The organism is Glacieibacterium frigidum, from assembly GCF_007097155.1.
Classification (GTDB): Bacteria; Pseudomonadota; Alphaproteobacteria; order Sphingomonadales; family Sphingomonadaceae; genus Glacieibacterium; species Glacieibacterium frigidum.
This window is the reverse complement of the sequence record NZ_VJWA01000001.1, coordinates 509,290-530,697: the sequence shown is the minus strand read 5'-3', so window position 1 is coordinate 530,697 and position 21,408 is coordinate 509,290. Positions and strand designations below refer to the sequence as shown.

Here is a 21,408-nt window from a genome sequence, read left to right as displayed (position 1 = left end):
AGGTCGGCGGCCTAGCCGACCGGAACGGGGGAATAAAGCATGACCACCGAACTGACCCTGCTGGCGTGGACGCTGGTGCTCGCGGTCGTCCAGATCTTCGCCTTCGATATCGCGCGCACCGGCCAGTACGGCGTCAAGTGGAACACCGGCGCGCGCGATGCCGCGATGCCGCCGCTGTCCTCGGTCGCCGAGCGCCTGCGCCGCGCACAGGACAATCTGTACGAGACGCTGCCGCTGTTCATCGCCGCGGTGCTGATCCTCCACGTCGCGGGGAAGTCGAGCGCGCTGACCGTGCTCGGCTGCCAGCTCTATCTGTTCGGGCGGATCGCCTATCTGCCGCTCTACGCTGCCGGCGTGCCGTGGCTGCGCTCTATCGTCTGGCTGGTCAGTTTCGCCGGGCTGGCAATGCTGCTGTTCGCCGCCGTATCTTGACATAAATCTGTCTAGTGACATCGTTACACGGTTGAAACCCCTGCCCCTGCGCGGGCGACAGGCGAGCCGCTGATGACCTACAAACTCACCGTGAACGGCCAGCCGCGAACCGTCGACGTCGACGAGGACACGCCGCTGCTCTGGGTGCTGCGCGACGAGCTGGGGTTGACCGGCACCAAGTTCGGCTGCGGCATCGCGGCATGCGGTGCGTGCACCGTCCACATGGACGGGCAACCGCTGCGCTCCTGCTCGCTGCCCGTGTCGGCGGTGACCGGCGAAATCACGACGATCGAGGCGGTTACCGGCACCGAGGCGAAGGCGCTGCAGGATGCGTGGGTCAGGCTCGACGTACCGCAGTGCGGCTATTGCCAGTCGGGGCAGCTGATGAGCGCGGTTGCGCTGCTGCGCGAGATCGCGAAGCCCACCGACAGCGACATCGACCTCGCCATGAACGGCAATATCTGCCGCTGCGCGACCTATATCCGCATCCGCGCGGCAATTCACGAAGCCGCGAAGGCGATCGCATGACCGCCCTCTCACGCCGCGCCGTGCTGGGTGGCGGGCTGGTCATCGGGCTGGTGCTGCCGATGGGCATGGGCCGCGCGCTAGCGCAGGGGGCGCCCGCGCCGGTCGACCCCAACGCCTTCATCCGCATCGCCGCCGACGACAGCGTCACCGTGCTGTGCAAGCATATCGAGTTCGGCCAGGGGCCGTGGACCGGCCTGCCGACGATCGTCGCCGAGGAGCTCGACGCCGACTGGTCGCAGATGCGCGCCGCCGCGGCTCCCGCCGACGTGCGCCTTTACGCCAACGGCCTGCTTGGCGTGCAGGGCACCGGCGGATCGTCGGCGATCGCCAACAGCTACGACCAGCTGCGCCGCGCCGGCGCGATGGCGCGTGCGATGCTCGTTGCCGCGGCGGCGCAGGCGTGGGGCGTGCCGGCAAGCGAGATCACGGTCAGCAAGGGCGTCATTGCGCATCCCGCGAGCGGCCGGAAGAGCGGCTTTGGCGCATTCGCCGATGCGGCCGCCAAGCTGCCGGCGCCCGCCGACGTGACGCTCAAGGACCCCGCCAAGTTCACGCTGATCGGCCGCGACCAGAAGGGCTTCAAGGTCGACAGCCGCGCCAAGACCGACGGCACCGCCAAATTCTCGATCGACCAGACCGCGCCGAACATGCTGACCGTCGTCGTCGCGCACCCGCCGCGCTTCGGCGCCAAGGTCGCGTCGTTCGATGCCAGCAAGGCGCTCGCCGTGCGGGGCGTCGTCGCGGTCAAGCAGATCGGAAGCGGCGTCGCGGTCTTTGCCAAGAGCACCTACCCCGCGATTAAGGGCCGCGCCGCGCTGGCGATCAAGTGGGACGAGAGCGCCGCAGAGACGCGCGGCAGCGACGCGATGTTCGCCGCCTATGCCGAGCGCAGCAAGACGCCCGGCACGACCGCCGCCAAAACCGGCGACGTCGATGCGGCCCTCGCAACGCCCGGCGCGCAGGTCGTCGAGGCCGTCTATGAATTCCCCTATCTCGCGCACGCGCCGATGGAGCCGCTGGGCGGCTTCATCGAGTGGGACGGCACGTCGGCCCGCGCGCGCTTCGGCTCGCAGATCCAGACCGGCGACCAGGGCGCGATCGCCGGCGTGCTGGGCGTGGCCCCCGACAAGGTCGCGATCGACACGGTGCTGGCGGGCGGCAGCTTCGGGCGGCGCGCGCAGCCGAGCTGCCACCTCGCCGCCGAGCTCGCCGAGTGCGCCAAGGCGATCGGCCCGGGCACGCCGATCCGCCTGACCTGGACGCGCGAGGACGACATCCACGGCGGGCACTACCGCCCGCTGTTCGTCCACCGGATCAAGGGCGCGATCAAGGACGGCCGCATCGTCGCCTGGTCGAACAGCGTCGTCGGCCAGTCGTTCATGATCGGCTCGCCGTTCGAGGCGATGGTGGTCAGGAACGGCATCGATTCGACGATGATCGAGGGCGGCAGCAACCCGCCCTATGCCTTTCCGGCGTTCCGCTGCGACGTCACGGCCGACAAGTCGCCGGTGTCGACGCTGTGGTGGCGCTCGGTCGGCCACACCCATACCGGCTATGTCGTCGAGACCTTCGTCGACCGGCTGCTCGTCGCCGCCGGCAAGGACCCCGTCGCCGGACGGCTCGAGATGATGGCGGCGCAGCCGCGCGCCGCAGGCGTGCTGAAGGCGGTCGCCAAGCTGGCCGACTGGAACGGCAAGGCGCCGCCCAAGGGCCGCGCGCACGGCGTCGCGGTGGTCGAAAGCTTCAACAGTTTCGTCGCACAGGTCGCCGAAGTCTCGGTCGGCACCGACGGCGAGCCGCGAGTCCACAAGATCTGGTGCGCGGTCGACTGCGGCGTCGCCGTCAACCCCGACATCATCCGCGCCCAGATCGAGGGCGGGGTCGGCTATGCCGTCGGCCACGCACTCTATGCGGAAGTGCCGCTCGTCGCCGGCCGCGCGACGGTGTCGAACTTCAACGACTATCGCTCGCTCCGGGGGATGGAGATGCCCGCGGTCGAGGTCCTCATCGTAGCGTCGACCGAGAAGCCGACCGGCATCGGCGAGCCCGGCGTGCCGCCCTGCGCGCCGGCGATCGCCAACGCGCTGGCCAAGCTCGGCCGCGACCGCCCGACCCGTTTGCCCATGGTGCGTACCGCATGATCCGAATTGCCGCCCTGCTCCTCGTCGCCGCGACCGTCGCGGGAGCCGCGCCGATGCGCCACCCGCCGATGGCGAAGACGCTCAAGCCGCTGGCCTCGTTCGACGCGATCCCCGCCGGCAAGCCGCGCGCGCTGGCGCTGTTCGCCGAGGTCGGCAAGGTCATCCAGCACCCGCGCTGCCTGAACTGCCACCCCGCCACGCCGCGCCCGACCCAGTCCGACGACATGCGCCCGCACATGCCGCTGGTCGTTCGCGGCGACGGCGGCATCGGTGCGGTCGGGCTGCGCTGCAACACCTGCCACCACGACACGAACTACGATGTCGCGGGCGTTCCGGGGAACCCGAAATGGGCGCTCGCCCCCGCCGAGCAGGCCTGGCAGGGCAAGACGCTCGGCCAGATCTGCCTTCAGATCAAGGACCGCAAGCGCAACGGCGACATGGATATGGCCGCACTGATCGAACACATGGCCGCCGACGAACTCGTCGGCTGGGGCTGGAAGCCTGGCGGCAAGCGCACCCCCGCCCCCGGCACCCAGGCCGAATTCGGCGCGCTGTTCAAGGCCTGGGCCGCAAATGGCGCGGCCTGCCCGGCTTGAGTTTCGGATCGGGCAAAGGGCCCATGGCGGAGAGGGTGGGATTCGAACCCACGGTGCGCTTACACGCACAACGGTTTTCGAGACCGTCCCGATCGACCACTCTGGCACCTCTCCGCATGGGGCGCGTCAGGGCCGAAGCCCGGTCGAAGGCGGGCGTATAGCCGCGCAGGCGGCCACTTGCCAATCCCCTTCACGAAACCTCGTCACGTCTTATATGTTGTCCTTCAGGGTGCGCTGGCACCCGCGTGAGGCAGAGTATGACGGAGCATCCCACCACGACGGCAACCGCGACCTTCGGCATCGGCGAAGTCGTGCGCCACAAGCTGTTTCCCTTCCGCGGCGTCATCTTCGACGTCGATCCCGAATTCGCGAATTCGGAGGAGTGGTGGGAGGCGATCCCAGAGCCCGTGCGCCCGCGCAAGGACCAGCCCTTCTATCACCTGCTCGCCGAGAACGACGAGTCGGCGTACGTCGCCTATGTCAGCCAGCAGAACCTGATCCGCGAAGACGGCGGCGAGGAAGTCGGCCATCCTGCGATCCCGCAGATGTTCGGCGGGTTCGAGGACGGGCGCTATATCCTGCGGCCGGAAGTCCGCAATTAAATCCGCTTCGTCGCCGCGATCGCCACCCGGCATCCGGCGCGGATGATCGCCGACATCAGCGGATAGCCGAACGCGCCCTCGGCACCGTGCTCGAGCGCGGTCGCCTTGTGCTCGACCTCCTCGGCCTGGAAATCCTCGATGTGCGCACTAAGCTCGGGGTCGGTGGTTCCGAGCGCGTCGCGCTGTTCCTGGTAATGCGCGTCGATCTCGGTCTCGACCGCGGCGGTGCACGCCATCGCGGCTTGCGGGCCGATCAAGGCGGTAACGACGCCGAGGCCGTAGCCCGCGACGTGCCAGATCGGCCCGAGCAGGGTCGGGCGGACGCCGCGCTCGCTGATCAGCCGGTCGAAGACGTCGAGGTGGCGCTGCTCCTGCTGCTTCATGCGCGCGATCGCCGAACTGCCCGGCGCGCGCGATCCCATCACCGCGAGCTGCCCGGCATAGATACGTGCCGCGCCATATTCGCCGGCGTGATCGACGCGGATCATCGCGGCGATGCTCTCGCGCGTCACTTTCGAGCCAGCAGCCATAATGTACCTCCGCCGATCCCGGTCGACAGGATCGCATTCCACCCTGCCATCGAAATGCCGAACAATGACCATGCCACGGCGTCGCAACGCACCAGCGGCGTGTTGAGAATCGACGCCATGATGTCGGCCTGGCTGCCGCCCGCGAGGTTCGCGCTGCACGCGGTCACCCCCTCCCACCATTTCAGCTCGACGCCGGCGTGGAACACCCCGATGGCCCCGCTGACCAGCACCGCGACCGCGGCGAGCGCAACGACGGCGCGGTTGCTGCGCATCGCCCAGGCGACGCACCCGAGCACCAGCGCCGCGGCGTGCGGCCAGCGCTGCCAGATGCACATCTCGCACGGGTACAGGCCGCCGACATGCTGGAACAGCAGCGCGCCGCCGAGCAGCGCCGCCGGGCCGACCAGAACAAGTGCGTTGGCGGCCGCCTCAGAGCGCATATTTGACCACCGCGAAGCCGCCGAAGAACAGCACGGTAAACAGCACCGCGAGCTTCTCGAAGTGATTGTCGATCAGCCGCTGCGCGACCTCGCCGTAGCGCTTGATGAGCACAGCCACGAGGAAGAAGCGCGCGCCGCGGCCGAGGAACGATGCAACGATCAGCGTCACCAGGTCCATCTGCACGCTGCCCGCGGCGATCGTCGCGACCTTGTAGGGGATCGGCAGCGAGGCGAACGCCAGCATCCACCAGAAGCCGTTCGCCTTGATGTCGGCCGCGAACTCCGCGAACTTGTCCTGGTAGCCGTAGGCGCTGAGCAGCGGCTGGCCGATCAGCTCGAACAGCGCATAGCCGATGGCATAGCCAAGCAGCGCGCCCGCCACGGCCGTCCAGGTGCAGGTCCAGGCGAAGCGCAGCGCCTTTTCCGGCCGCGCCATGCACATCGGCGCGAGCATGATGTCGGGCGGCAGCGGAAAGAAGCTCGAATCGGCGAACGACACGACCCCCAGCCACACTTCGGCGTCGCGCCGGCCGGCAAGGCCGAGCATCCAGTCGTAGACACGTCGCAGCAAGGGATGGTCCGATTCAGCTGAAGGCGCGGGTGGCCCCTAGAGCATTACGCGAGGCGGCGAAACCTCGCGCCCTCCAGAGGTCAGCGCGACGCCGTCTGCACCGGTGCCGCCATCGCCGTGCGGCCGATCAGCTTGACCGCATAGTCGAGCTGATAGTCGAGAATGCCCGCCTTTTTCAGGCTCTCGGCAGTCTCGGTGAAGCGCGGATCGGGCTTGGCGTCGGCCTCGACCAGCTTGTCGTCAGTCGCCTTGATCTCGTTGACGAGGTGGCGGCGCAGGTCGGCCTCGCGCAGCCGCGGCCGGTCGCGCACGACGGCGTCGCTAAGCTGCGGCACGGTGATGTCGGGTTCGATGCCGCCCTCCTGAACCGAGCGCCCGGCGGGCGTGAAGTAGCGCGCCGTGGTCAGGCGAATGCCCGTGCCTTCGGTGCTCAGCGGGAGCAGCGTCTGGACCGAGCCCTTGCCGAAGCTGCGCGCACCCAGCACGACGGCGCGGCGGTGATCCTGCAAGGCACCCGCGACGATTTCCGACGCCGAGGCCGAGCCCTCGTCGACGAGAACGACGATCGGCCGCCCGCCGGTCAGGTCGCCGGCGCGCGCGTAATAACGCTGGATGTCGGTCTTGGCGCGGCCGCGCTGCGAGACGATCTCGCCGCGGTCGAGGAACACGTCGCTGACCTCGATCGCCTGGTCGAGCAGGCCGCCCGGGTTCGAGCGCAGGTCGATGACGAAGCCGGTCAACTTCGGCCCCAGCTTCTTCTCGATATCGGCGACGGCGGCGCGCGTCGCGTCGCCGGTCTTCTTGTTGAACGCCGAGATGCGGATGACGCCCACAGTGCCCTTCACGTCGGACTTGACCGGGCGGATCTGGATGACCTCGCGCTTCAGCGTATAGTCGATCGGCTTGGGGCTGCCTTCGCGGACGACGGTGATCTTGATCGTCGTGCCCGGCGCGCCGCGCATCTTGTCGACCGCGTCGTTGAGCGTCAGGCCGTACAGCAGCTCGCCGTCGAGGTGGGTGATGTAATCGCCGGGCTTGAGCCCCGCGCGCGCCGCGGGCGTGTCGTCGGTCGGCGCGATGACCTTGACCGCACCCTCCTCGGTCGAGACCGTCAGGCCGAGCCCGCCATATTCGCCGTCGGTGGTCTGGCGCATGTTGCCGAAGTCGCGCGCGTCGAGATAGCCCGAGTGCGGGTCGAGGCTGGCGAGCATGCCGTTGATCGCGCCTTCGATCAGCGTCTTGTCGTCGACCTTGTCGACATAATCGGTACGCACACGCTCGAACACGTCCATAAGCGTGTCGAGCTGCTTGTAGGTGTCGCTCTCGGCCGCGGCATTGACCGCAGCGCTAGCCGGGATCAGCGCCAGCGCCGCCAGCGGCAGCGCGATCTTCCAGCGGTTCGACAGCATGATCGAGACTCCTCCCGCCCCCGGGAAGCTCTATCATAGCATTGCAACGTCCGAACGCCACAGTGCACACGCGGCGGATACGTTGCCGCACGCAGGCGTTCGGTGGCGGCATTCAAAGGAGACGATCATGCCCTATGTCGAAGGTTCGGATGGCGCCGAGCTGTACATCAAGGAGTGGGGCGACGGCCCGGCGGTGGTGCTGCTGCACGGCTGGCCGCTGAATGCCGATAGCTGGGACGACCAGGCCTATGCCATCGCCAATGCCGGCTTCCGCGTCATCGCCTACGACCGCCGCGGCTTCGGCCGGTCGGAGCAGGCGTGGGACGGCTACGACTATGACACGCTCGCCGACGACCTGGCGGCGGTGATCGAGGCGACCGAAGCCGACAACCCCGTGCTGATCGGCTTCTCGATGGGCGGCGGCGAGGTCGCGCGTTTCCTGACGCGCTTCCCCGGCCAGGCGCGCGCCGCGGTGCTGGTCGCGTCGGTGGTGCCCTACCTGCTGCAGGACGGCACCAACCCCGACGGCGCCCCCGAGGCGGTGTTCGACGAGATCAAGGCAGGCATCCTCGAGGACCGACCCAAGTTCCTCGCGGGGTTCATGAAGAGCTTCTACGGCGCCGGGCTGATCTCGTCGCCGGTCAGCGCCGAGGTCATCGACTGGTCGACGTCGCTGGCGCTGCAGGCGGGCCTCAAGGGCACGCTCGACTGCGTCGATGCCTTCGCCAAGACCGACTTCCGCCCCGACCTCGCGAGCTTCACAGTCCCGACGCTGATCATCCACGGCACCGCCGACAAAACCGTGCCGATCGACATCTCGGGCCGCGCCGCCGCGCGCGCGATCCCGGGGTCGCAGCTGATCGAGTACGACGGCGCGCCGCATGGCCTGCTGGCGACGCACAAGGACAAGGTCACGGCGGACCTGCTGACCTTCCTGCGCGGGCTCGACGCGGCCTGAATTGACTGTTTGGCATCCCGGCGAAAGCCGGGATGCCGGACTCAACCCTCGCGGTGGTACGGATGCCCCGCCAGCAAACTCGTCGTGCGGTACAGCTGCTCCGCGAGCATCGCGCGCAGCAGCAGGTGCGGCCAAGTCGCGGGGCCGAACGACAGCAGCAGGTCGGCGCTCGCGCGCGTCGCGTCGTCGTGCCCGTCCGCCGCGCCGATCAGGAAGCGCGCCTCGCTCACGCCCCCGTCGCGCCACTTCGACAGCACATCGGCAAGCGCCCGAGTGTCGAGCGCGGTGCCGCGCTCGTCGAGCACTACGGTCCGCGACCGCGCGACCGGCAGCGGCAAGGGCGTCGCTTCACTCAATTCGGTGACGGTCGTCGGCCACGCCATGCGCTTGACGTAGCGGGCGACGATCTCCGCTTCGGGGTCGCGCCCGATCCGTCCGCGCGCGACGATGTGGAGCTTCACTCGGGCGCGAGGTCGGCGGCGGGCTCGGCGTCCTCGGGCGTCACGGCCTTCGGCGGCGCGCGGCGCTCGCTGGTCGAGCCGCTGGGGCCGTCGGCGGACCACATCTTCTCGAGATTGTAGAAGCTGCGCACCTCGGGGCGGAACAGGTGGACGATCACGTCGCCGGCATCGATCAGCACCCAGTCGGCAGTCGGCAGGCCCTCGATGCGGACATTCTGGCGCAGTTCGGTCTTGATGCGCTCGGCGATCTTTCCCGCCATCGACGCGACCTGGCGCGACGAGCGCCCGCTGGCGACGACCATGTGGTCGGCGATGCTGGTCTTGCCGGTCAGCGGAATGGTGACGATCTCGACCGCTTGGTCGTCGTCGAGCGATGCCATGATCAGCTCGTGGAGCGCGGTGACGGCAGCGTCGCCGGGGCCTGCGGGGGTCAGTGCCAAGATTTCGTCCTCATGTCGGTTTTACGTCAAGTCTGGGCCCAGTCGGGGCGGGTCCGCCGGATGGCGCTCGCCGAACGCGGATCAAGCCGCATGTCGACGAACAGGATTGCGGGTGGGTTCCAGCGTGCCCAGTCGCGCGCGCCGTGCCGCCAGCGCCGCAGCCACGCCATCGCCGGGGCGGTACGCGCCGCTCCCCCATAGCCCGGACGCGCGAAAACGGCAATCGCCACGGTCCGCGCGAAGCCGCGCCAGTCGCGCCAGCGGTGCAGCTCGACCAGATTATCCTCGCCCATCAGCCAGATGAAGCGATGCCCCGGAAAGCGCCGGACCAGCGCGCGCGCGGTGTCGACAGCGTAGCGGGTGCCGAGATCGACCTCGAGCGCACGAGCCTTGATCCGCGGATGCCGCGCGACCGCGCGCGCGGACGCCAGCCGGTCGGCGAGCGGCGCCATGCCGGCGGTGCCCTTGAGCGGGTTCTGCGGACTGACCATCAGCCACACCTCGTCGAGCCCCAGCCGGTCGAGCGCCGCCATCGCGACGCGCCGATGCCCGCCATGCGCGGGGTTGAACGATCCGCCAAGAATGCCGACCCGCTTCAGCGGAGAAGGCCGCGCCGTGCCGTCATGGCCGCACCTGTCCTTGCCCGTGCACCAGCGTCTTATACGTCGTCAGCCCCTCCAGCGCCACGGGGCCGCGGGCGTGGAGGCGGCCGGTCGCGATGCCGATTTCGGCGCCGAAGCCGAACTCGCCGCCGTCGGCAAACTGGGTCGAGGCGTTGTGCAGGACGATCGCCGAGTCGCATTCGGCCAGGAAGCGCGCCGCGGCGGCAGGGTCCTCGGTGACGATCGCATCGGTGTGCTGGGAGCCGTGCGCGGCGATGTGCGCGAGCGCACCGCCCACCCCGTCGACCAGCGCGACCGAGGCGATGCCCGCCAGCCACTCGGTGTCGAACGCCGCCGGTGCGACGATGCGCGCGTCGAGACCGGCATCGCCGCGCACCTCGCAGCCGGCGTCGATCAGCGCCGCGACGAGTGCCCGGGCGTGCGGATAGCCGCGGTCGATCAGCACGGTCTCCATCGCGCCGCAGACGCCCGTGCGGCGCAGCTTGGCGTTGACGACAATCGCCTCAGCCCTTGCCCGGTCGGCGGCGGCGTCGACATAGACGTGGTTGATTCCGTCCAAGTGCGCGAGCACCGGCACCCGCGCCTCGGCCTGGACGCGCGCGACGAGGCCCTTGCCCCCGCGCGGGATGATGACGTCGATTCCGCCATGTGCCGCGAGCATGGCACCGACCAGTGCCCGGTCGGGGTCGCCGACGAGCTGAATGGCCTCGGCGGGCAACCCGGCGCTTACCAGCCCCTCGACCAGAGCCGCATGGATCGCCGCGTTCGAGCCCCGTGCCTCGCTGCCGCCGCGCAGGATGCAGGCATTGCCCGCCATCACGCACAGCGCGCCAGCGTCGGCCGTGACATTGGGCCGGCTCTCGTAGATGATCCCGATGACGCCGAGCGGCACGCGCACCCGCTCGAAGCGCAGCCCGTTGGGCCGCTCCCACGCGTCGATGATGCGCCCCACGGGATCGTCGAGCCCCGCCACCGTGTCGAGCCCCGCAGCCATCGCCTCGACCCGCTCGGGTGTCAGCAGCAGCCGGTCGCGCATCGCCTCGTCAAGATGCTGGGCGGATGCCATGTCGGCCGCGTTCACAGCCAGGATCGCGGCAGCATGCACGCGGATCGCGCTGGCGGCGGCGCGGATGGCGGCGGCCTTCACCGGGGTAGGCGTGCGGGACAGCACCGCCGACGCGCGGCGCGCCGCGCTCGCGAGAACATCGATCGACTGGTTGGCTTCCGCATTAGACATTGGCGCGTCCATGTCAGAATGCGCCGGCGCCGCAAAGCACCGGAGTTGGATAGCCTCGCCTCAGCTGTGCGCGGCTACTGCTTGAACGTCATCTCTCGATGCCACTGGAGGAAACTCGGATGCGGCCGGTCTGCCGCCCGCATCGGTGCCGTCGCGCGTCCATTCTCGTTGATCAACGCCCGAATACTATCCGGATCGTTTGCCTGCCTCGATACGAGTATCGTGAGATCGTCGGCGAGGCTGATCAAGCCGCGGTCGAACATCCAATGCGCTGTGCCTGACAACGCCAGCCCGTTGCTGACGATGTCGGGTCCGTTCGCTTGCACCGGCCGGATATGCGCGGCATCTGCCTCGGCGCGTCCACCCCCATTGATCAACTTGAGGCCGGTCATTGCGCAGCGCTCATCGTACGCCTGCAAAACAACTTTCCGAAAAACTCTGTCTCGAACTGCCCGGGTGCTCAGGATTGAGATGCGCTCACGGACGTTGTCAAACTGCCAAGGCACCTGCTCCTCGCGCATCTCAAAGGCAGCGGATTGTGGCTCGTCGCGCGGAAGCAGCACGGTCCTATCCTGAAGGCCGAGATCGATAATGCGTTTGAAGTCGGCGGCTGATAGCGGTCGAACAGCTGATTGGGCGCGTCCCGAGATTCGGCCTTCGTCGTTCAACAAGCCTTGCTCGACCAGACCTCCAGGCCCGACAAATGCTACTGGCTCGGTGAACGGCAGGTAGCTGCCGGGCTCGATCAGCGCGACGAACATGTTCCGCACGCTGGGATCGGGCGTCACCGCGGCAACCTTTGCAGTCGCAAAGTAGCCGCGCGTTTCTGCGACCTTCCGAGGCTCATAGTAGATGATCCAGTCGCCGATACAGGCCTGCACACGGCTGAGGTACTGGCTCGGGAACTGATAACGCTCAGCTGGGCTGTCGTCGTAGATCGAATCGAAGCGGTGGATGAAGACACCAAAGGCCATGCGAACGACCTACACCATCACCAACTGATCCCGATGCACCATCGCGGCGCGGGGTGCGTAGCCGAGGATGGCGGCCTGGGCGTCGCTGCGGGCGCCGGCGATGGCGCGGGCGTCGGGGGCGTCGTAGGCGGTGAGGCCGCGGGCGATGACCGAACCCGCGTGAGCGATCTCGACGGCGTCGCCGCGTGCGAAGTCGCCGTCGACCGAGACGACGCCGGCGGCGAGCAGGCTCTTGCCGGTTGCGAGGGCAGCCGCTGCGCCGGCGTCGATGGTCAGGCGGCCCGCGACGGTCAGGCGGCCGGCGAGCCAGGCCTTGCGGGCGCTGGTGCAACTTTCGGCGGTGAACACCGTGCCGTGGCCGGTCTTAGCAAATGCTGTGAGCGGGTGGTCGCGTCGTCCGTCAACGATCGCGAGCGGCATGCCCGCCTGAACCGCGATGCGCGCTGCCGCAATCTTCGCCGCCATGCCCCCGGTGCCGAGGCCCGATGCCGAGCGGCCGTCGGCCATGTGCGCGACGTCGTCGATGCGCGCGACGGTCGGGATCAGCGTCGCGCCCGGCTCGCACGGGTTGGCCGTGTACAGCCCGTCGATGTCGGAGAGCAGGATCACCGCGCCCGCCCCTGCCGCCTGCCCCGAGCGTGCCGCAAGCCGGTCGTTGTCGCCGAAGCGGATCTCCTGCGTCGCGACCGAGTCGTTCTCGTTGAGGATCGGCACTGCGCCGAGCGCCAGCAGCCGGTCGAGCGTCGCCGCGACGTTCAGGTAGCGCCGCCGGTCCTCGAGATCGCCCAGCGTCAGCAGGATTTGCGCCGCCTCGATGCCGTGGCCGGCGAATAGCTCGGCCCAGGCGCGGGCAAGGGCGATCTGGCCGACTGCGGCGGCGGCCTGCGCGTCGTCGAGGCTGCCGCGCCCGCCCTTGCCCAGCTTCAGCCGCCGCGCGCCGAGCGCGATCGCCCCCGACGAGACGACGACGACCTGCTGCCCGTCCGCGCGGCACGCGGCGATGTCGGCGACGACCGACGCGAGCCAGGTCTGCCGGATCGCACCGCCCTCGACGAGGAGCGAGGAGCCGATCTTGACGACGAGGCGCGGGGTGGTGGCGAAAGGAGCTAGACGGGCGTCCACGCCTTCACTCCCCCGACCGGCGCAGCGCTGCGCCCGACCACCTCGATCAGCCGGTCGAGGACCGCGTCCACCCCCTCGTGCGTGGCGGCCGACAGAGTGAACACCTCCGCCCCCGACACTTTCGCCAGCTTCTTCTGCAGCTTCGCCAGGACCTTCGGATCGACCGCGTCGGACTTGGACAGCGCGACGATCTCGTCCTTGTCGTCGAGGCCCTCGCCGTAGGCGGCGAGTTCGTCGCGCACGGTTTCATACATGCCGACCGGATCGTCGCCGCTCGCATCGACGAGGTGCAGCAGGATGCGGCAGCGCTCGATATGCCCGAGGAATCGGTCGCCGATGCCGACGCCGTCGGCGGCACCCTCGATCAGGCCGGGGATGTCGGCCATGACGAACTCGCGGTTCTTCCACGCGACGACGCCGAGCTGCGGCTTCAGCGTCGTGAACGGGTACGCCCCGACCTTGGCGTCGGCGTTGGTGACGGCATTGAGCAGGGTCGACTTGCCGGCGTTGGGCGCCCCCAGCAACCCGGCATCGGCGAGCAGCTTCAGCCGCAGCCAGACCCAGCATTCAGCGCCAGGAAACCCGGGCTGAAACTGGCGCGGCGCGCGGTTGGTCGAGGATTTGTAGAAGTCGTTGCCCTTACCGCCGTCGCCGCCGCGCAGCAGCACGATGCGCTGGCCCGGCGCAGTGAAGTCCGCGAGCAGCGTGTCGCCGTCCTCGTCGATGACCTGCGTCCCGACCGGCACCTTGATCAACAGGTCGTCGCCGCCCGCGCCGGTGCGGTTGCGGCCTGCCCCGCCGCCGCCGCGCTGGGCCTTGAAATGCTGGGCATAGCGGAAGTCGATCAGCGTATTCAGCCCGGCGACGCTTTCGAAGATGATGTCGCCGCCCTTGCCGCCATCGCCGCCGTCGGGCCCGCCATATTCGACGAACTTCTCGCGGCGGAACGACACCGCGCCGTCACCGCCCTGTCCGGAGCGGAGGTAGATCTTGGCCTGGTCGAGGAACTTCATGCAGGCGCTATTGGCAGACAGGGCGCGAAAAGTCTTTAACCGGCGTGCGTACCTACCCCAGCACCACCCCCGCCTCGTCCGCCGCCGCACTCAGCAGTGCGCGCACGTCGCTGCCCGGCGCGTCGAGCCAGCCCGTCATCGCGGCGCGCAGCGGCTCGAGCGTCGTCGAGCGCACCATCGCCTTGATCGGCAGGACGGCGGCGGGGGTGATCGACAGGCGCTCGATGCCGAGCGCGAGCAGCGCCAGCGCCTCCAGCGGTCGCCCGCCCATCTCGCCGCAGATCGTCACCGGCACGTCCTCGGCCTCGCACGCCCGCACGATGCGGCGCAGGAAGCGCAGCACGCTGGGGCTCAACCAGTCGTAGCGGTCCGCCAGCCGCGGGTTGGCGCGGTCGGCGGCGAACAGGAACTGCGTCAGGTCGTTGGTGCCGATCGACAGGAAATCGACCTTGGGCAGCAGCACGTCGAGCGCATCGGCAAGCGCCGGCACCTCGAGCATCGCCCCATAGTTGATCACGGTAGGCAGCGGCCGGCCGCGCTTGACCAGCCACGCGCGCTGTTCCTCGATCAGCGCCTTGGCGGCGTCGAACTCCCACGGCTCGCTGATCATCGGGAACATGACATTCAGCGTCCGACCTGCGCCCGCGTCGAGCAGCGCACGCGCCTGGACCTTCATCAGCCCGTCGCGGTCGAGCGCGAGGCGCAGCGCGCGCCACCCCATCGCGGGGTTCTCCTCCTCGCCGGTCTCCTCGCGCATGTAGGGGACGGCCTTGTCGCCGCCGATGTCGACGGTGCGGAAGATCACCGGCTTGTCGCCCGCCGCGTCGAGGACCGCCTTGTACAGCGCGGTCTGACGCTCCCGCCTGGGCAGAGTGGCGGCGACGAGGAACTGGAATTCGGTCCTGAACAGCCCGATGCCGTCGGCGTTGGTCAGCCGCAGCGCATCCGCATCGCCCTGCAGACCGGCGTTCATCAGCAGCGCGATGCGCTTCCCGTCCTTCGTTTCGGCGGGCAGGTCGCGCAGCTTGGCATAGCCCGCCTGACGCTTGGCGCGCAGCGCGCTCATCGCGGTGAACGACTTGACCATCGTCGTCGTCGGGCGGACGAACAGCGCGGCGCTGCCGACGTCGAGCAGCAGCTCGTCGCCGTCGTTGATCGCGGTTCGGAAGTCGCGGACGCGGCCCAGCACGGGCACTCCCATGGCGCGCGCGACGATCGTCACGTGCGCAGTCAGCGACCCCTCCTCGAGCACCACGCCCTTGAGGAAGCGCCGGTCGTATTCGAGCAGCTCGGCGGGCCCCAGGTTGCGCGCCAGCAGGATGATATCGGCGCGCAGTCCCGACTGTGCCGCGGTACCGAGCTGCCCCGCGACGATGCGGATCAGCCGGTTCGACAGGTCGTCGAGGTCGGCCAGCCGCTCGCGCAGGTATGGATCGGGAATGGCGCGCATCTTGGCGCGCGTGCGCTGCTGGACACGCTCGATCGCGGCTTCGGCGGTCAGCCCGGTGTCGATCGCCTCGTTGATGCGCCGCGACCAGCCCTCGTCGTAGGCGAAGGCCTTGTAGGTCTCCAGGATCTCATCGTGCTCGCCGCCGCCGGTGAATTCGGCTTGGCCCATCATGCGGTCGATCTGCTCGCGCATCTTCTCGAACGCGCCGTAGACGCGGCGGCGCTCGGCCTCGGTATCGTCGGCGACGGTGTGTTCGATGACGACGCGCGGCTGATGAAGCGTCGCGACACCGCGGCCGAAGCCGTCGACGAGCTTCAGGCCGGTCAGCCGCACCGGCCCGCTGATCTGCGCGCGCGCCTTGGCGGCGGCGACATCGTCGACGAGACCGGCACCCGCGAGCAGCTCGGACAGCACCATCGCGACGGTCTGCAGGGCCTCGATCTCGACCTCGGCATATTCGCGCGGGTCGGCGTGCTGGACGCCGAGCACGCCGATCGCACCTTCGCGGCGGATGATCGGGACGCCCGCGAAGCTGTGATAATCCTCCTCGCCGGTCTCGGGGCGATAGGCGAAATCCGGATGGGCGCGCGCTTCGGCGAGGTTCAGCGGCTCACGCGTCGCGGCGATCGTGCCGACGAGGCCCTGGCCGAGCGCGAGGCGCGTGACGTGCACAGCCGACTGCGCCAGGCCCTTGGTCGCGTAGAGTTCGAGCGCGCCGTCGCGCAGCAGGTAGATCGAGCAGACCTCGCTGGTCAGCGCGTCGGCGACGATGCCGACGACTGCGTTGAGCTTCGCCTGCGCGGGCGTCTTCGATGCCATGACATCGTGCAGGCCCCGCAGGATCTCGCGCGCGGCGGTGATCGTCGCCATCAGGCAGGCGCCGCGGGTGCAGAGTCGCGCCGCGACAGCGCGGTCTCGGCCTCCATCACGAGTTCGGCGATGATCTCGGCGACCGGCGCCTCGCGGGTCACCATGCCGACCGACTGGCCCGCCATCAGGCTGCCCGTCTCGACGTCGCCGTCGACCACCGCGCGGCGCAGCGCGCCCGCCCAGTAATGCTCGATCTGCAGCTGCGCCTCGGCGAGTTCGACGCTGCCGGCGTCGAGGTGGCCGACCATCTCGCGCTGCTTGGCGGTGAACGCCTCGCTGCCGGCGTTCTTCAGCGCGCGCACCGGGATCACCGGCAGGCGGCCGTCGAGCTGGACGCTGGCGACCGCGTCGCGTGCCGAGGCGCGGATGAAGGCGCGCTTGAAATTCGGGTGCGCGACGCTCTCGGTCGACGCGGCGAAGCGCGTGCCGAGCTGGACCCCGGCGGCGCCCATTTCGAGGTACGCGGCGATCGCTTCGCCGCGGCCGATCCCGCCCGCGACGAAGACAGGCACTTGCGTGACGACAGGCAGGATTTCCTGTGCCAGCACGGACGTGCTGACGGGGCCGATATGTCCCCCGGCCTCGGCGCCTTCGATGATCAGCGCGTCGGCACCCGAGCGGATCAACTTCTTGGCGAACGACAAGGCGGGCGCGAAGCACATCAGCTTGGCACCGCTCGCCTTGATCCGCGCGATCGCGTCACCCGACGGGATGCCGCCGGCCAGCACGACATGGCCGACCCCGTGGCTCGCGCACACGTCGATCAGCTCGTTCATCGCCGGGTGCAGCGTGATCAGATTGACCCCGAACGGGCACTGGGTCAGCGCCTTGGTCGCGGCGATCTCCGCATCGAGCAGCGCGGGTGTCATCGACCCGCAGGCGATCACGCCGAAACCCCCGGCGTTGCTGATCGCCGAGACGAGGTTGCGCTCTGACACCCAGGTCATCGCGCCCGCCATGATGGCATGGCGCGAGCCCAGGAACGCGGTGCCGCGGGCGGAAAGATGCGCGAGGCGGCTCATGTGGTGGCATCCAGTCCATAGGCCGTGTGCAGTACGCGCACCGCGAGTTCGGTATATTCCTCGGCGATCAGCACGCTGACCTTGATCTCACTGGTCGTGATCGCCTGGATGTTGATGCCACGGTCGGCGAGCGCCTTGAACATCGTCACCGCGACGCCGGCGTGGCTGCGCATGCCGACCCCGACAACCGAGATCTTCGCCACCGCATCGTCCGAGCGGACATCGGTGTAGCCGATCAGGCCCTGCGACCTGGCCAGCACGTCGAGGCTCAGCACCAGCTCGGTGCGCGGCACGGTGAAGGTCACGTCGGTGGTGCCGCCGGCCTGGGCGTAGTTCTGCACGATCATGTCGACGTTGACGTTCGCCTCGGCCAGCGGTCCGAAGATGTTGGCGACGACGCCGGGCTTGTCGGGCACGCCGACGACGGTGACCTTGGCCTCGTTGCGGTTGTAGGCGACGCCGGCGATCAGTTCCTGTTCCACAATCTCATCCTCATCGACGACCAGCGTCCCCGGCAGCTCGTCATTCCCGTGCACCGTGAACGACGATAGCACCTGCACGCGCACCTTTTCCTTCATGGCGAGCTCGACCGAGCGGGTCTGCAGCACCTTCGCCCCGACGCTCGCGAGTTCGAGCATCTCCTCATAGGTGATCAGCGTCAGCTTGCGCGCGCGCGGCACGATGCGCGGGTCGGTCGTATAGACCCCGTCGACATCGGTGTAGATGTCGCAGCGGTCGGCCTTGAGCGCCGCCGCCAGTGCCACCGCGGAGGTGTCGGAGCCGCCGCGGCCGAGCGTCGCGACGCGGTCCCCGGCGTCGACACCCTGGAAGCCCGGCATCACCGCGATCTCGCCCGCGGCCATCGACGCGAGGCAGGCCCGCGTGTCGATATCCTCGATCCGCGCCGAGCCGTGGGCATCGCTGGTCCGCACCGGCAGCTGCCAGCCGAGCCAGGACCGCGCCTTGAGCCCGAGCGACTGCAGCGCGATCGCCAGCAGGCCCGCGGTCACCTGCTCGCCGCTGGCGACGACGACGTCATACTCGCGCGGATCGGCAAGCGGCGAAGCTTCACGGCAGAAGCCGACCAGCCGGTCGGTCTCGCCGGCCATCGCCGAGACCACCACCGCGACCTCGTCGCCGCGCTCGACCTGCGCCTTGACCCGCATCGCGACATTGCGGATGCGCTCGGTCCCCGCCATCGACGTGCCGCCGAATTTCATGACGATGCGAGCCATGGCGGCGGGACAGTCCTTCGTGCGGCACCGCAGCGGCTTGCCGGGTTTCGCGTGGCTGATAGAAACCAGGGCCATGGAAAGCAAGGAAAGCCCCGCCGCGTCCGCAACGACCGATCCGCGCGAGGCGGCGTTCTTCGGCGGGCTTGCGTCGGACTGGTGGGACCCGAAGGGCAGTTCGGCGATGCTGCACCGGATCAACCCGCTGCGGCTGGGCTATATCCGAGAGGCGTGTGTCGACCGCTGGGGGCTCGACCGGCGCGCCCGCGCGGTGCTGTCGGGGCGGCGCGCACTCGATGTCGGGTGCGGCGCGGGACTGCTGACCGAGCCGCTGTCGCGCATGGGCGCGGCGGTCACCGGGATCGACGCGGCGGCCGAAAATATCGCGGCGGCGCAGGCGCATGCGGGCGCGCTGCCGATCGTCTATCGCTCGATTGCGGTCGAGGCTTTGGCGCGCGAGGGCGCGACCTACGATCTGATCACGTGCCTGGAGGTGATCGAGCATGTCGCCGACCGCCCGGCCTTCTTCGCCGCGCTCAGGACGCTACTCGCGCCGGATGGGCTGTTCGTCTTCTCGACGCCCAATCGCACACCGCTGTCATACGCGACGCTGATCGTCGGGGCGGAGCGGGTGTTGCGCAGCATTCCGCGCGGCGCGCACGACTGGTCGAAATTCGTCCAGCCCGACGAGCTGACCGCCGAACTGGCCGACGCCGGGCTGACCGTGACCGGCGTGCAGGGCATGACATGGCGGCCGGGGACGGGTTTCGTCCTCGGCCGCGATGTCTCGGTCAACTATTTCGGGACCGCGATCCCGACTTAGTAATAGATGCCGCGGACGACCTGCAGCACCGCGCCGTTGCGGACGCGGATCAGCAGCGCGTCGCCACCGACGCGGACCCAGCGCGTGCCGCGCCAGGCGTTGCCCAGGCCGAACTGTGCCGGACGGCCGATGTAGTAGCGGTCGGCCCAATAGGCGCGCGGCAGGTACGCACCGACCGCATAGTTGCGATAGGCATAGCCGCGCGGATGGTAATAGGCGCCGCCCTGGTAGCGCCGGCCCTCGTAGCGGTCGCGGCGATCATCGCGACGGTCGCGGATGTCCTCGCGCAGCTCGCGGCGGGCGTCGCGGTACTCGCCGCGCTCCTCGCGGATGTCGCCGCGGTCGCCGTAGCGCTTGGCTTCCTGAAGGTCGCGATACTCGCGGCGGACTTCGCGGCGGTCCTCGCGGATTTCACCACGCTGGGCGAGGGCTGCGACAGGCGAGGCCAGCGTCGCCAGGGCCAGGGTGGACAGGATGATCTTACGCATGACGGTCTCCTTTCGGGTCGGGTTACGCAACGCAACTCGCTACTGATTACGACCGGTTGGCGAAGCGTCCCTTGCGGGTCGCCGCGCCGTCCGTGTCAGGTGATTCGCATTTCCGGCGTGAACCATTTCTGAGTCGGTTCGTCAGATACCGTTCATCAGCGCGACGCCCGCCACGGCCCCCAGCGCGAGCACCCAGCCGAGCGCGAGGCGGAGGCGCAGCAGCAGGATCAGCGCGACGACCGCGATGGCCGCCGCCCCCCAGTCGAAGCCGCCGCCCGGCACCCACAGGCGCAGCGGCCCGGTGCGCACCGCATCGACGCGGTCGAACAGCACGTGGAGCGCGAACCATAGCGCCAGATTGGCCATCACACCGACGACCGCGGCGGTGATCGCCTGCAGCGCGCTCGCCAGCGCGGGCCGCCGCATCAGCGCGTCGAGGTGCGGGGCGAGCGCGAATACCCACAGGAAAGACGGCGCGAAGGTCACCCACAACACCATCGCCATGCCGAGCGCCGCGCCCGCGCCACCCAGCCCGTCGAAGCGCGCCCCCGCCAGCCCGCCGACGAACTGAAAGACCAGCACGAGCGGCCCCGGCGTCGTCTCCGCGAGCCCCAGCCCGTCGATCATCTCGGCCGCGGTCAGCCAGCCGCGCTGCTCGACCGCCGCCTGCGCGACATAGCTGAGCGCAGCGTACGCGCCCCCGAAGGTCACCGCTGCCTGGCCTGCGAAAAAGCGCCCGAGCGTGACGAGGTCGTGGGTCGGACCCAGCCACAGCGCTGCGGCGACCACGGGTGCGGCCCAGATGCCCGCCCACAACAACGCCGTCGCCGCCGACGCCCGCCACGAGGCGGCCGCGACCGGCGCGGCATTCACCGCGACGCCCCCGCGCAGCCAGCCGATGATGCCCGCCCCGAGCACCACCGCCGGGAACGGCGCGTCGAAGAAGAACAGCGCGACAAACGCCGCGACCGCCAGCCCATAGGCGAAGCGCCCGTGCAGCGCGCGCTTCGCCACCTTGGTCAGCGCCTGCGCGACGATCGCCAGCACCACCGCCTGCACGCCGAAGAAGATCGCCTGCACCAGCGGCAGGCGACCATAGCCGAGGTAGAGCAAGGTCAGCGCGGCCATCACCGCCGCGCCGGGGATGATGAAAGCAAGTCCCGCGAGCAGTCCGCCGCGCACGCCGCGCAGCCGCCAGCCGCACCACACACTCAGCTGCTGCGCCTCCGGCCCCGGCAGCAGCATGCAGAAATTGAGCGCGCGCAGGTACGTCGCGTCGTCGATCCAGCCGCGCCGCTCGACGAGCTCGCGGTGCATCAGCGCGATCTGACCCGCCGGCCCGCCGAAACCCAGCGCGCCGATACGCAGCCAGACGGCGAGGAATTCGCCCCAATTTTCGGCTGGCCGGTCCCGCGCTCCCATAGCCGCCGCGCATGGCACAGTGCG

The 21,408-nt window shown here is 69.4% G+C and carries 23 protein-coding genes and 1 tRNA gene; 7 read left to right on the top strand and 17 right to left on the bottom strand.

The features are described from left to right. The first annotated feature begins 39 nt into the window (after positions 1 to 39). From FMM06_RS02590 to FMM06_RS02575, 4 genes are all read left to right on the top strand, one after another. On the top strand, positions 40 to 432 hold the full coding sequence (locus FMM06_RS02590) for an MAPEG family protein (protein ID WP_143554653.1): 393 nt from the start codon (positions 40 to 42) through the stop codon (positions 430 to 432). A 72-nt stretch (positions 433 to 504) separates the two neighbouring features. After that, positions 505 to 960: a (2Fe-2S)-binding protein gene (locus FMM06_RS02585; RefSeq protein WP_143554652.1), complete on the top strand. Its 456-nt coding sequence runs from the start codon at positions 505 to 507 to the stop codon at positions 958 to 960. Continuing rightward, on the top strand, positions 957 to 3,101 hold the full coding sequence (locus FMM06_RS02580) for a xanthine dehydrogenase family protein molybdopterin-binding subunit (protein ID WP_143554651.1): 2,145 nt from the start codon (positions 957 to 959) through the stop codon (positions 3,099 to 3,101). Before FMM06_RS02585 ends, FMM06_RS02580 begins: the two co-directional genes overlap by 4 nt. After that, on the top strand, positions 3,098 to 3,697 hold the full coding sequence (locus FMM06_RS02575) for an Isoquinoline 1-oxidoreductase subunit (RefSeq protein WP_143554650.1): 600 nt from the start codon (positions 3,098 to 3,100) through the stop codon (positions 3,695 to 3,697). Before FMM06_RS02580 ends, FMM06_RS02575 begins: the two co-directional genes overlap by 4 nt. 24 nt (positions 3,698 to 3,721) lie before the next feature. Here the strand turns inward: FMM06_RS02575 and FMM06_RS02570 are convergent. Next, positions 3,722 to 3,811, bottom strand: a tRNA-Ser gene (locus FMM06_RS02570). A gap of 143 nt (positions 3,812 to 3,954) precedes the next feature. Here FMM06_RS02570 and hspQ point away from each other — a divergent pair. Beyond that, positions 3,955 to 4,299 carry a heat shock protein HspQ gene (gene hspQ, locus FMM06_RS02565; RefSeq protein ID WP_143554649.1) on the top strand — a complete coding sequence of 115 codons (345 nt, stop codon included), beginning with the start codon at positions 3,955 to 3,957 and terminating at the stop codon, positions 4,297 to 4,299. On the opposite strand, the gene FMM06_RS02560 is transcribed toward hspQ, so the two are convergent. The 4 genes from FMM06_RS02560 to FMM06_RS02545 form a co-directional block, all read right to left on the bottom strand. Continuing rightward, positions 4,296 to 4,829 (bottom strand): demethoxyubiquinone hydroxylase family protein, encoded by a 534-nt coding sequence (locus FMM06_RS02560; RefSeq protein WP_143554648.1) that lies wholly within the window; start codon positions 4,827 to 4,829, stop codon positions 4,296 to 4,298. The genes hspQ and FMM06_RS02560 overlap by 4 nt on opposite strands. Then, entirely contained in the window at positions 4,808 to 5,269 is a 462-nt protein-coding gene (locus FMM06_RS02555; protein ID WP_143554647.1) for a disulfide bond formation protein B, read from the bottom strand. Before FMM06_RS02555 ends, FMM06_RS02560 begins: the two co-directional genes overlap by 22 nt. Beyond that, positions 5,259 to 5,840, bottom strand: coding sequence for a YqaA family protein (locus tag FMM06_RS02550; RefSeq protein ID WP_143554646.1), 582 nt, complete (start codon positions 5,838 to 5,840; stop codon positions 5,259 to 5,261). The genes FMM06_RS02555 and FMM06_RS02550 overlap by 11 nt, the downstream gene beginning before the upstream one ends. 80 nt (positions 5,841 to 5,920) lie before the next feature. Further along, a complete protein-coding gene (locus FMM06_RS02545; RefSeq protein ID WP_143554645.1) occupies positions 5,921 to 7,249 on the bottom strand; it encodes a S41 family peptidase in 1,329 nt (442 codons plus the stop codon). 127 nt (positions 7,250 to 7,376) lie between these two features. On the opposite strand from FMM06_RS02545, the gene FMM06_RS02540 reads away from it, so the two are divergent. Continuing rightward, positions 7,377 to 8,207: an alpha/beta fold hydrolase gene (locus FMM06_RS02540; RefSeq protein ID WP_143554644.1), complete on the top strand. Its 831-nt coding sequence runs from the start codon at positions 7,377 to 7,379 to the stop codon at positions 8,205 to 8,207. A gap of 41 nt (positions 8,208 to 8,248) precedes the next feature. Here the strand turns inward: FMM06_RS02540 and FMM06_RS02535 are convergent, their stop codons facing one another. The 10 genes from FMM06_RS02535 to FMM06_RS02490 all read right to left on the bottom strand — a co-directional run bounded on the left by FMM06_RS02535 (position 8,249) and on the right by FMM06_RS02490 (position 18,654). Further along, positions 8,249 to 8,668, bottom strand: a complete 420-nt coding sequence (locus tag FMM06_RS02535) for a 23S rRNA (pseudouridine(1915)-N(3))-methyltransferase RlmH (RefSeq protein ID WP_143554643.1) — start codon at positions 8,666 to 8,668, stop codon at positions 8,249 to 8,251. After that, positions 8,665 to 9,048, bottom strand: coding sequence for a ribosome silencing factor (rsfS, locus tag FMM06_RS02530; protein WP_144237040.1), 384 nt, complete (start codon positions 9,046 to 9,048; stop codon positions 8,665 to 8,667). Before rsfS ends, FMM06_RS02535 begins: the two co-directional genes overlap by 4 nt. Before the next feature lie 86 nt (positions 9,049 to 9,134). Continuing rightward, positions 9,135 to 9,707, bottom strand: a complete 573-nt coding sequence (locus FMM06_RS02525) for a nicotinate-nucleotide adenylyltransferase (RefSeq protein ID WP_143554642.1) — start codon at positions 9,705 to 9,707, stop codon at positions 9,135 to 9,137. Between the two features lie 22 nt (positions 9,708 to 9,729). Beyond that, positions 9,730 to 11,019 (bottom strand): glutamate-5-semialdehyde dehydrogenase, encoded by a 1,290-nt coding sequence (locus FMM06_RS02520; protein WP_268900671.1) that lies wholly within the window; start codon positions 11,017 to 11,019, stop codon positions 9,730 to 9,732. A gap of 23 nt (positions 11,020 to 11,042) precedes the next feature. Beyond that, positions 11,043 to 11,942, bottom strand: a complete 900-nt coding sequence (locus FMM06_RS02515) for an HNH endonuclease (protein ID WP_143554640.1) — start codon at positions 11,940 to 11,942, stop codon at positions 11,043 to 11,045. 9 nt (positions 11,943 to 11,951) lie between these two features. Next, positions 11,952 to 13,064 (bottom strand): glutamate 5-kinase, encoded by a 1,113-nt coding sequence (proB, locus tag FMM06_RS02510; protein WP_143554639.1) that lies wholly within the window; start codon positions 13,062 to 13,064, stop codon positions 11,952 to 11,954. Beyond that, positions 13,049 to 14,077 (bottom strand): GTPase ObgE, encoded by a 1,029-nt coding sequence (gene obgE / locus FMM06_RS02505; RefSeq protein ID WP_143554638.1) that lies wholly within the window; start codon positions 14,075 to 14,077, stop codon positions 13,049 to 13,051. The genes proB and obgE overlap by 16 nt, the downstream gene beginning before the upstream one ends. Before the next feature lie 52 nt (positions 14,078 to 14,129). Beyond that, positions 14,130 to 16,397, bottom strand: coding sequence for a phosphoenolpyruvate--protein phosphotransferase (gene ptsP, locus FMM06_RS02500; RefSeq protein WP_143554637.1), 2,268 nt, complete (start codon positions 16,395 to 16,397; stop codon positions 14,130 to 14,132). Continuing rightward, on the bottom strand, positions 16,397 to 17,419 hold the full coding sequence (locus FMM06_RS02495) for an NAD(P)H-dependent flavin oxidoreductase (RefSeq protein ID WP_143554636.1): 1,023 nt from the start codon (positions 17,417 to 17,419) through the stop codon (positions 16,397 to 16,399). Before FMM06_RS02495 ends, ptsP begins: the two co-directional genes overlap by 1 nt. Next, positions 17,416 to 18,654 carry an aspartate kinase gene (locus tag FMM06_RS02490; RefSeq protein ID WP_143554635.1) on the bottom strand — a complete coding sequence of 413 codons (1,239 nt, stop codon included), beginning with the start codon at positions 18,652 to 18,654 and terminating at the stop codon, positions 17,416 to 17,418. Before FMM06_RS02490 ends, FMM06_RS02495 begins: the two co-directional genes overlap by 4 nt. A 73-nt stretch (positions 18,655 to 18,727) precedes the next feature. Between FMM06_RS02490 and ubiG the strand changes: the two genes are divergently transcribed. Next, on the top strand, positions 18,728 to 19,474 hold the full coding sequence (gene ubiG / locus FMM06_RS02485) for a bifunctional 2-polyprenyl-6-hydroxyphenol methylase/3-demethylubiquinol 3-O-methyltransferase UbiG (RefSeq protein WP_143554634.1): 747 nt from the start codon (positions 18,728 to 18,730) through the stop codon (positions 19,472 to 19,474). Here ubiG and FMM06_RS02480 read toward each other — a convergent pair. Both FMM06_RS02480 and chrA read right to left on the bottom strand, forming a co-directional pair. Further along, complete coding sequence (locus tag FMM06_RS02480; protein WP_143554633.1) at positions 19,471 to 19,962, bottom strand: RcnB family protein; 492 nt, start codon at positions 19,960 to 19,962, stop codon at positions 19,471 to 19,473. The two genes, ubiG and FMM06_RS02480, sit on opposite strands and share 4 nt — an antisense overlap. 141 nt (positions 19,963 to 20,103) lie before the next feature. Continuing rightward, a complete protein-coding gene (chrA, locus tag FMM06_RS02475; protein ID WP_143554632.1) occupies positions 20,104 to 21,384 on the bottom strand; it encodes a chromate efflux transporter in 1,281 nt (426 codons plus the stop codon). Between the last annotated feature and the right edge of the window lie 24 nt (positions 21,385 to 21,408).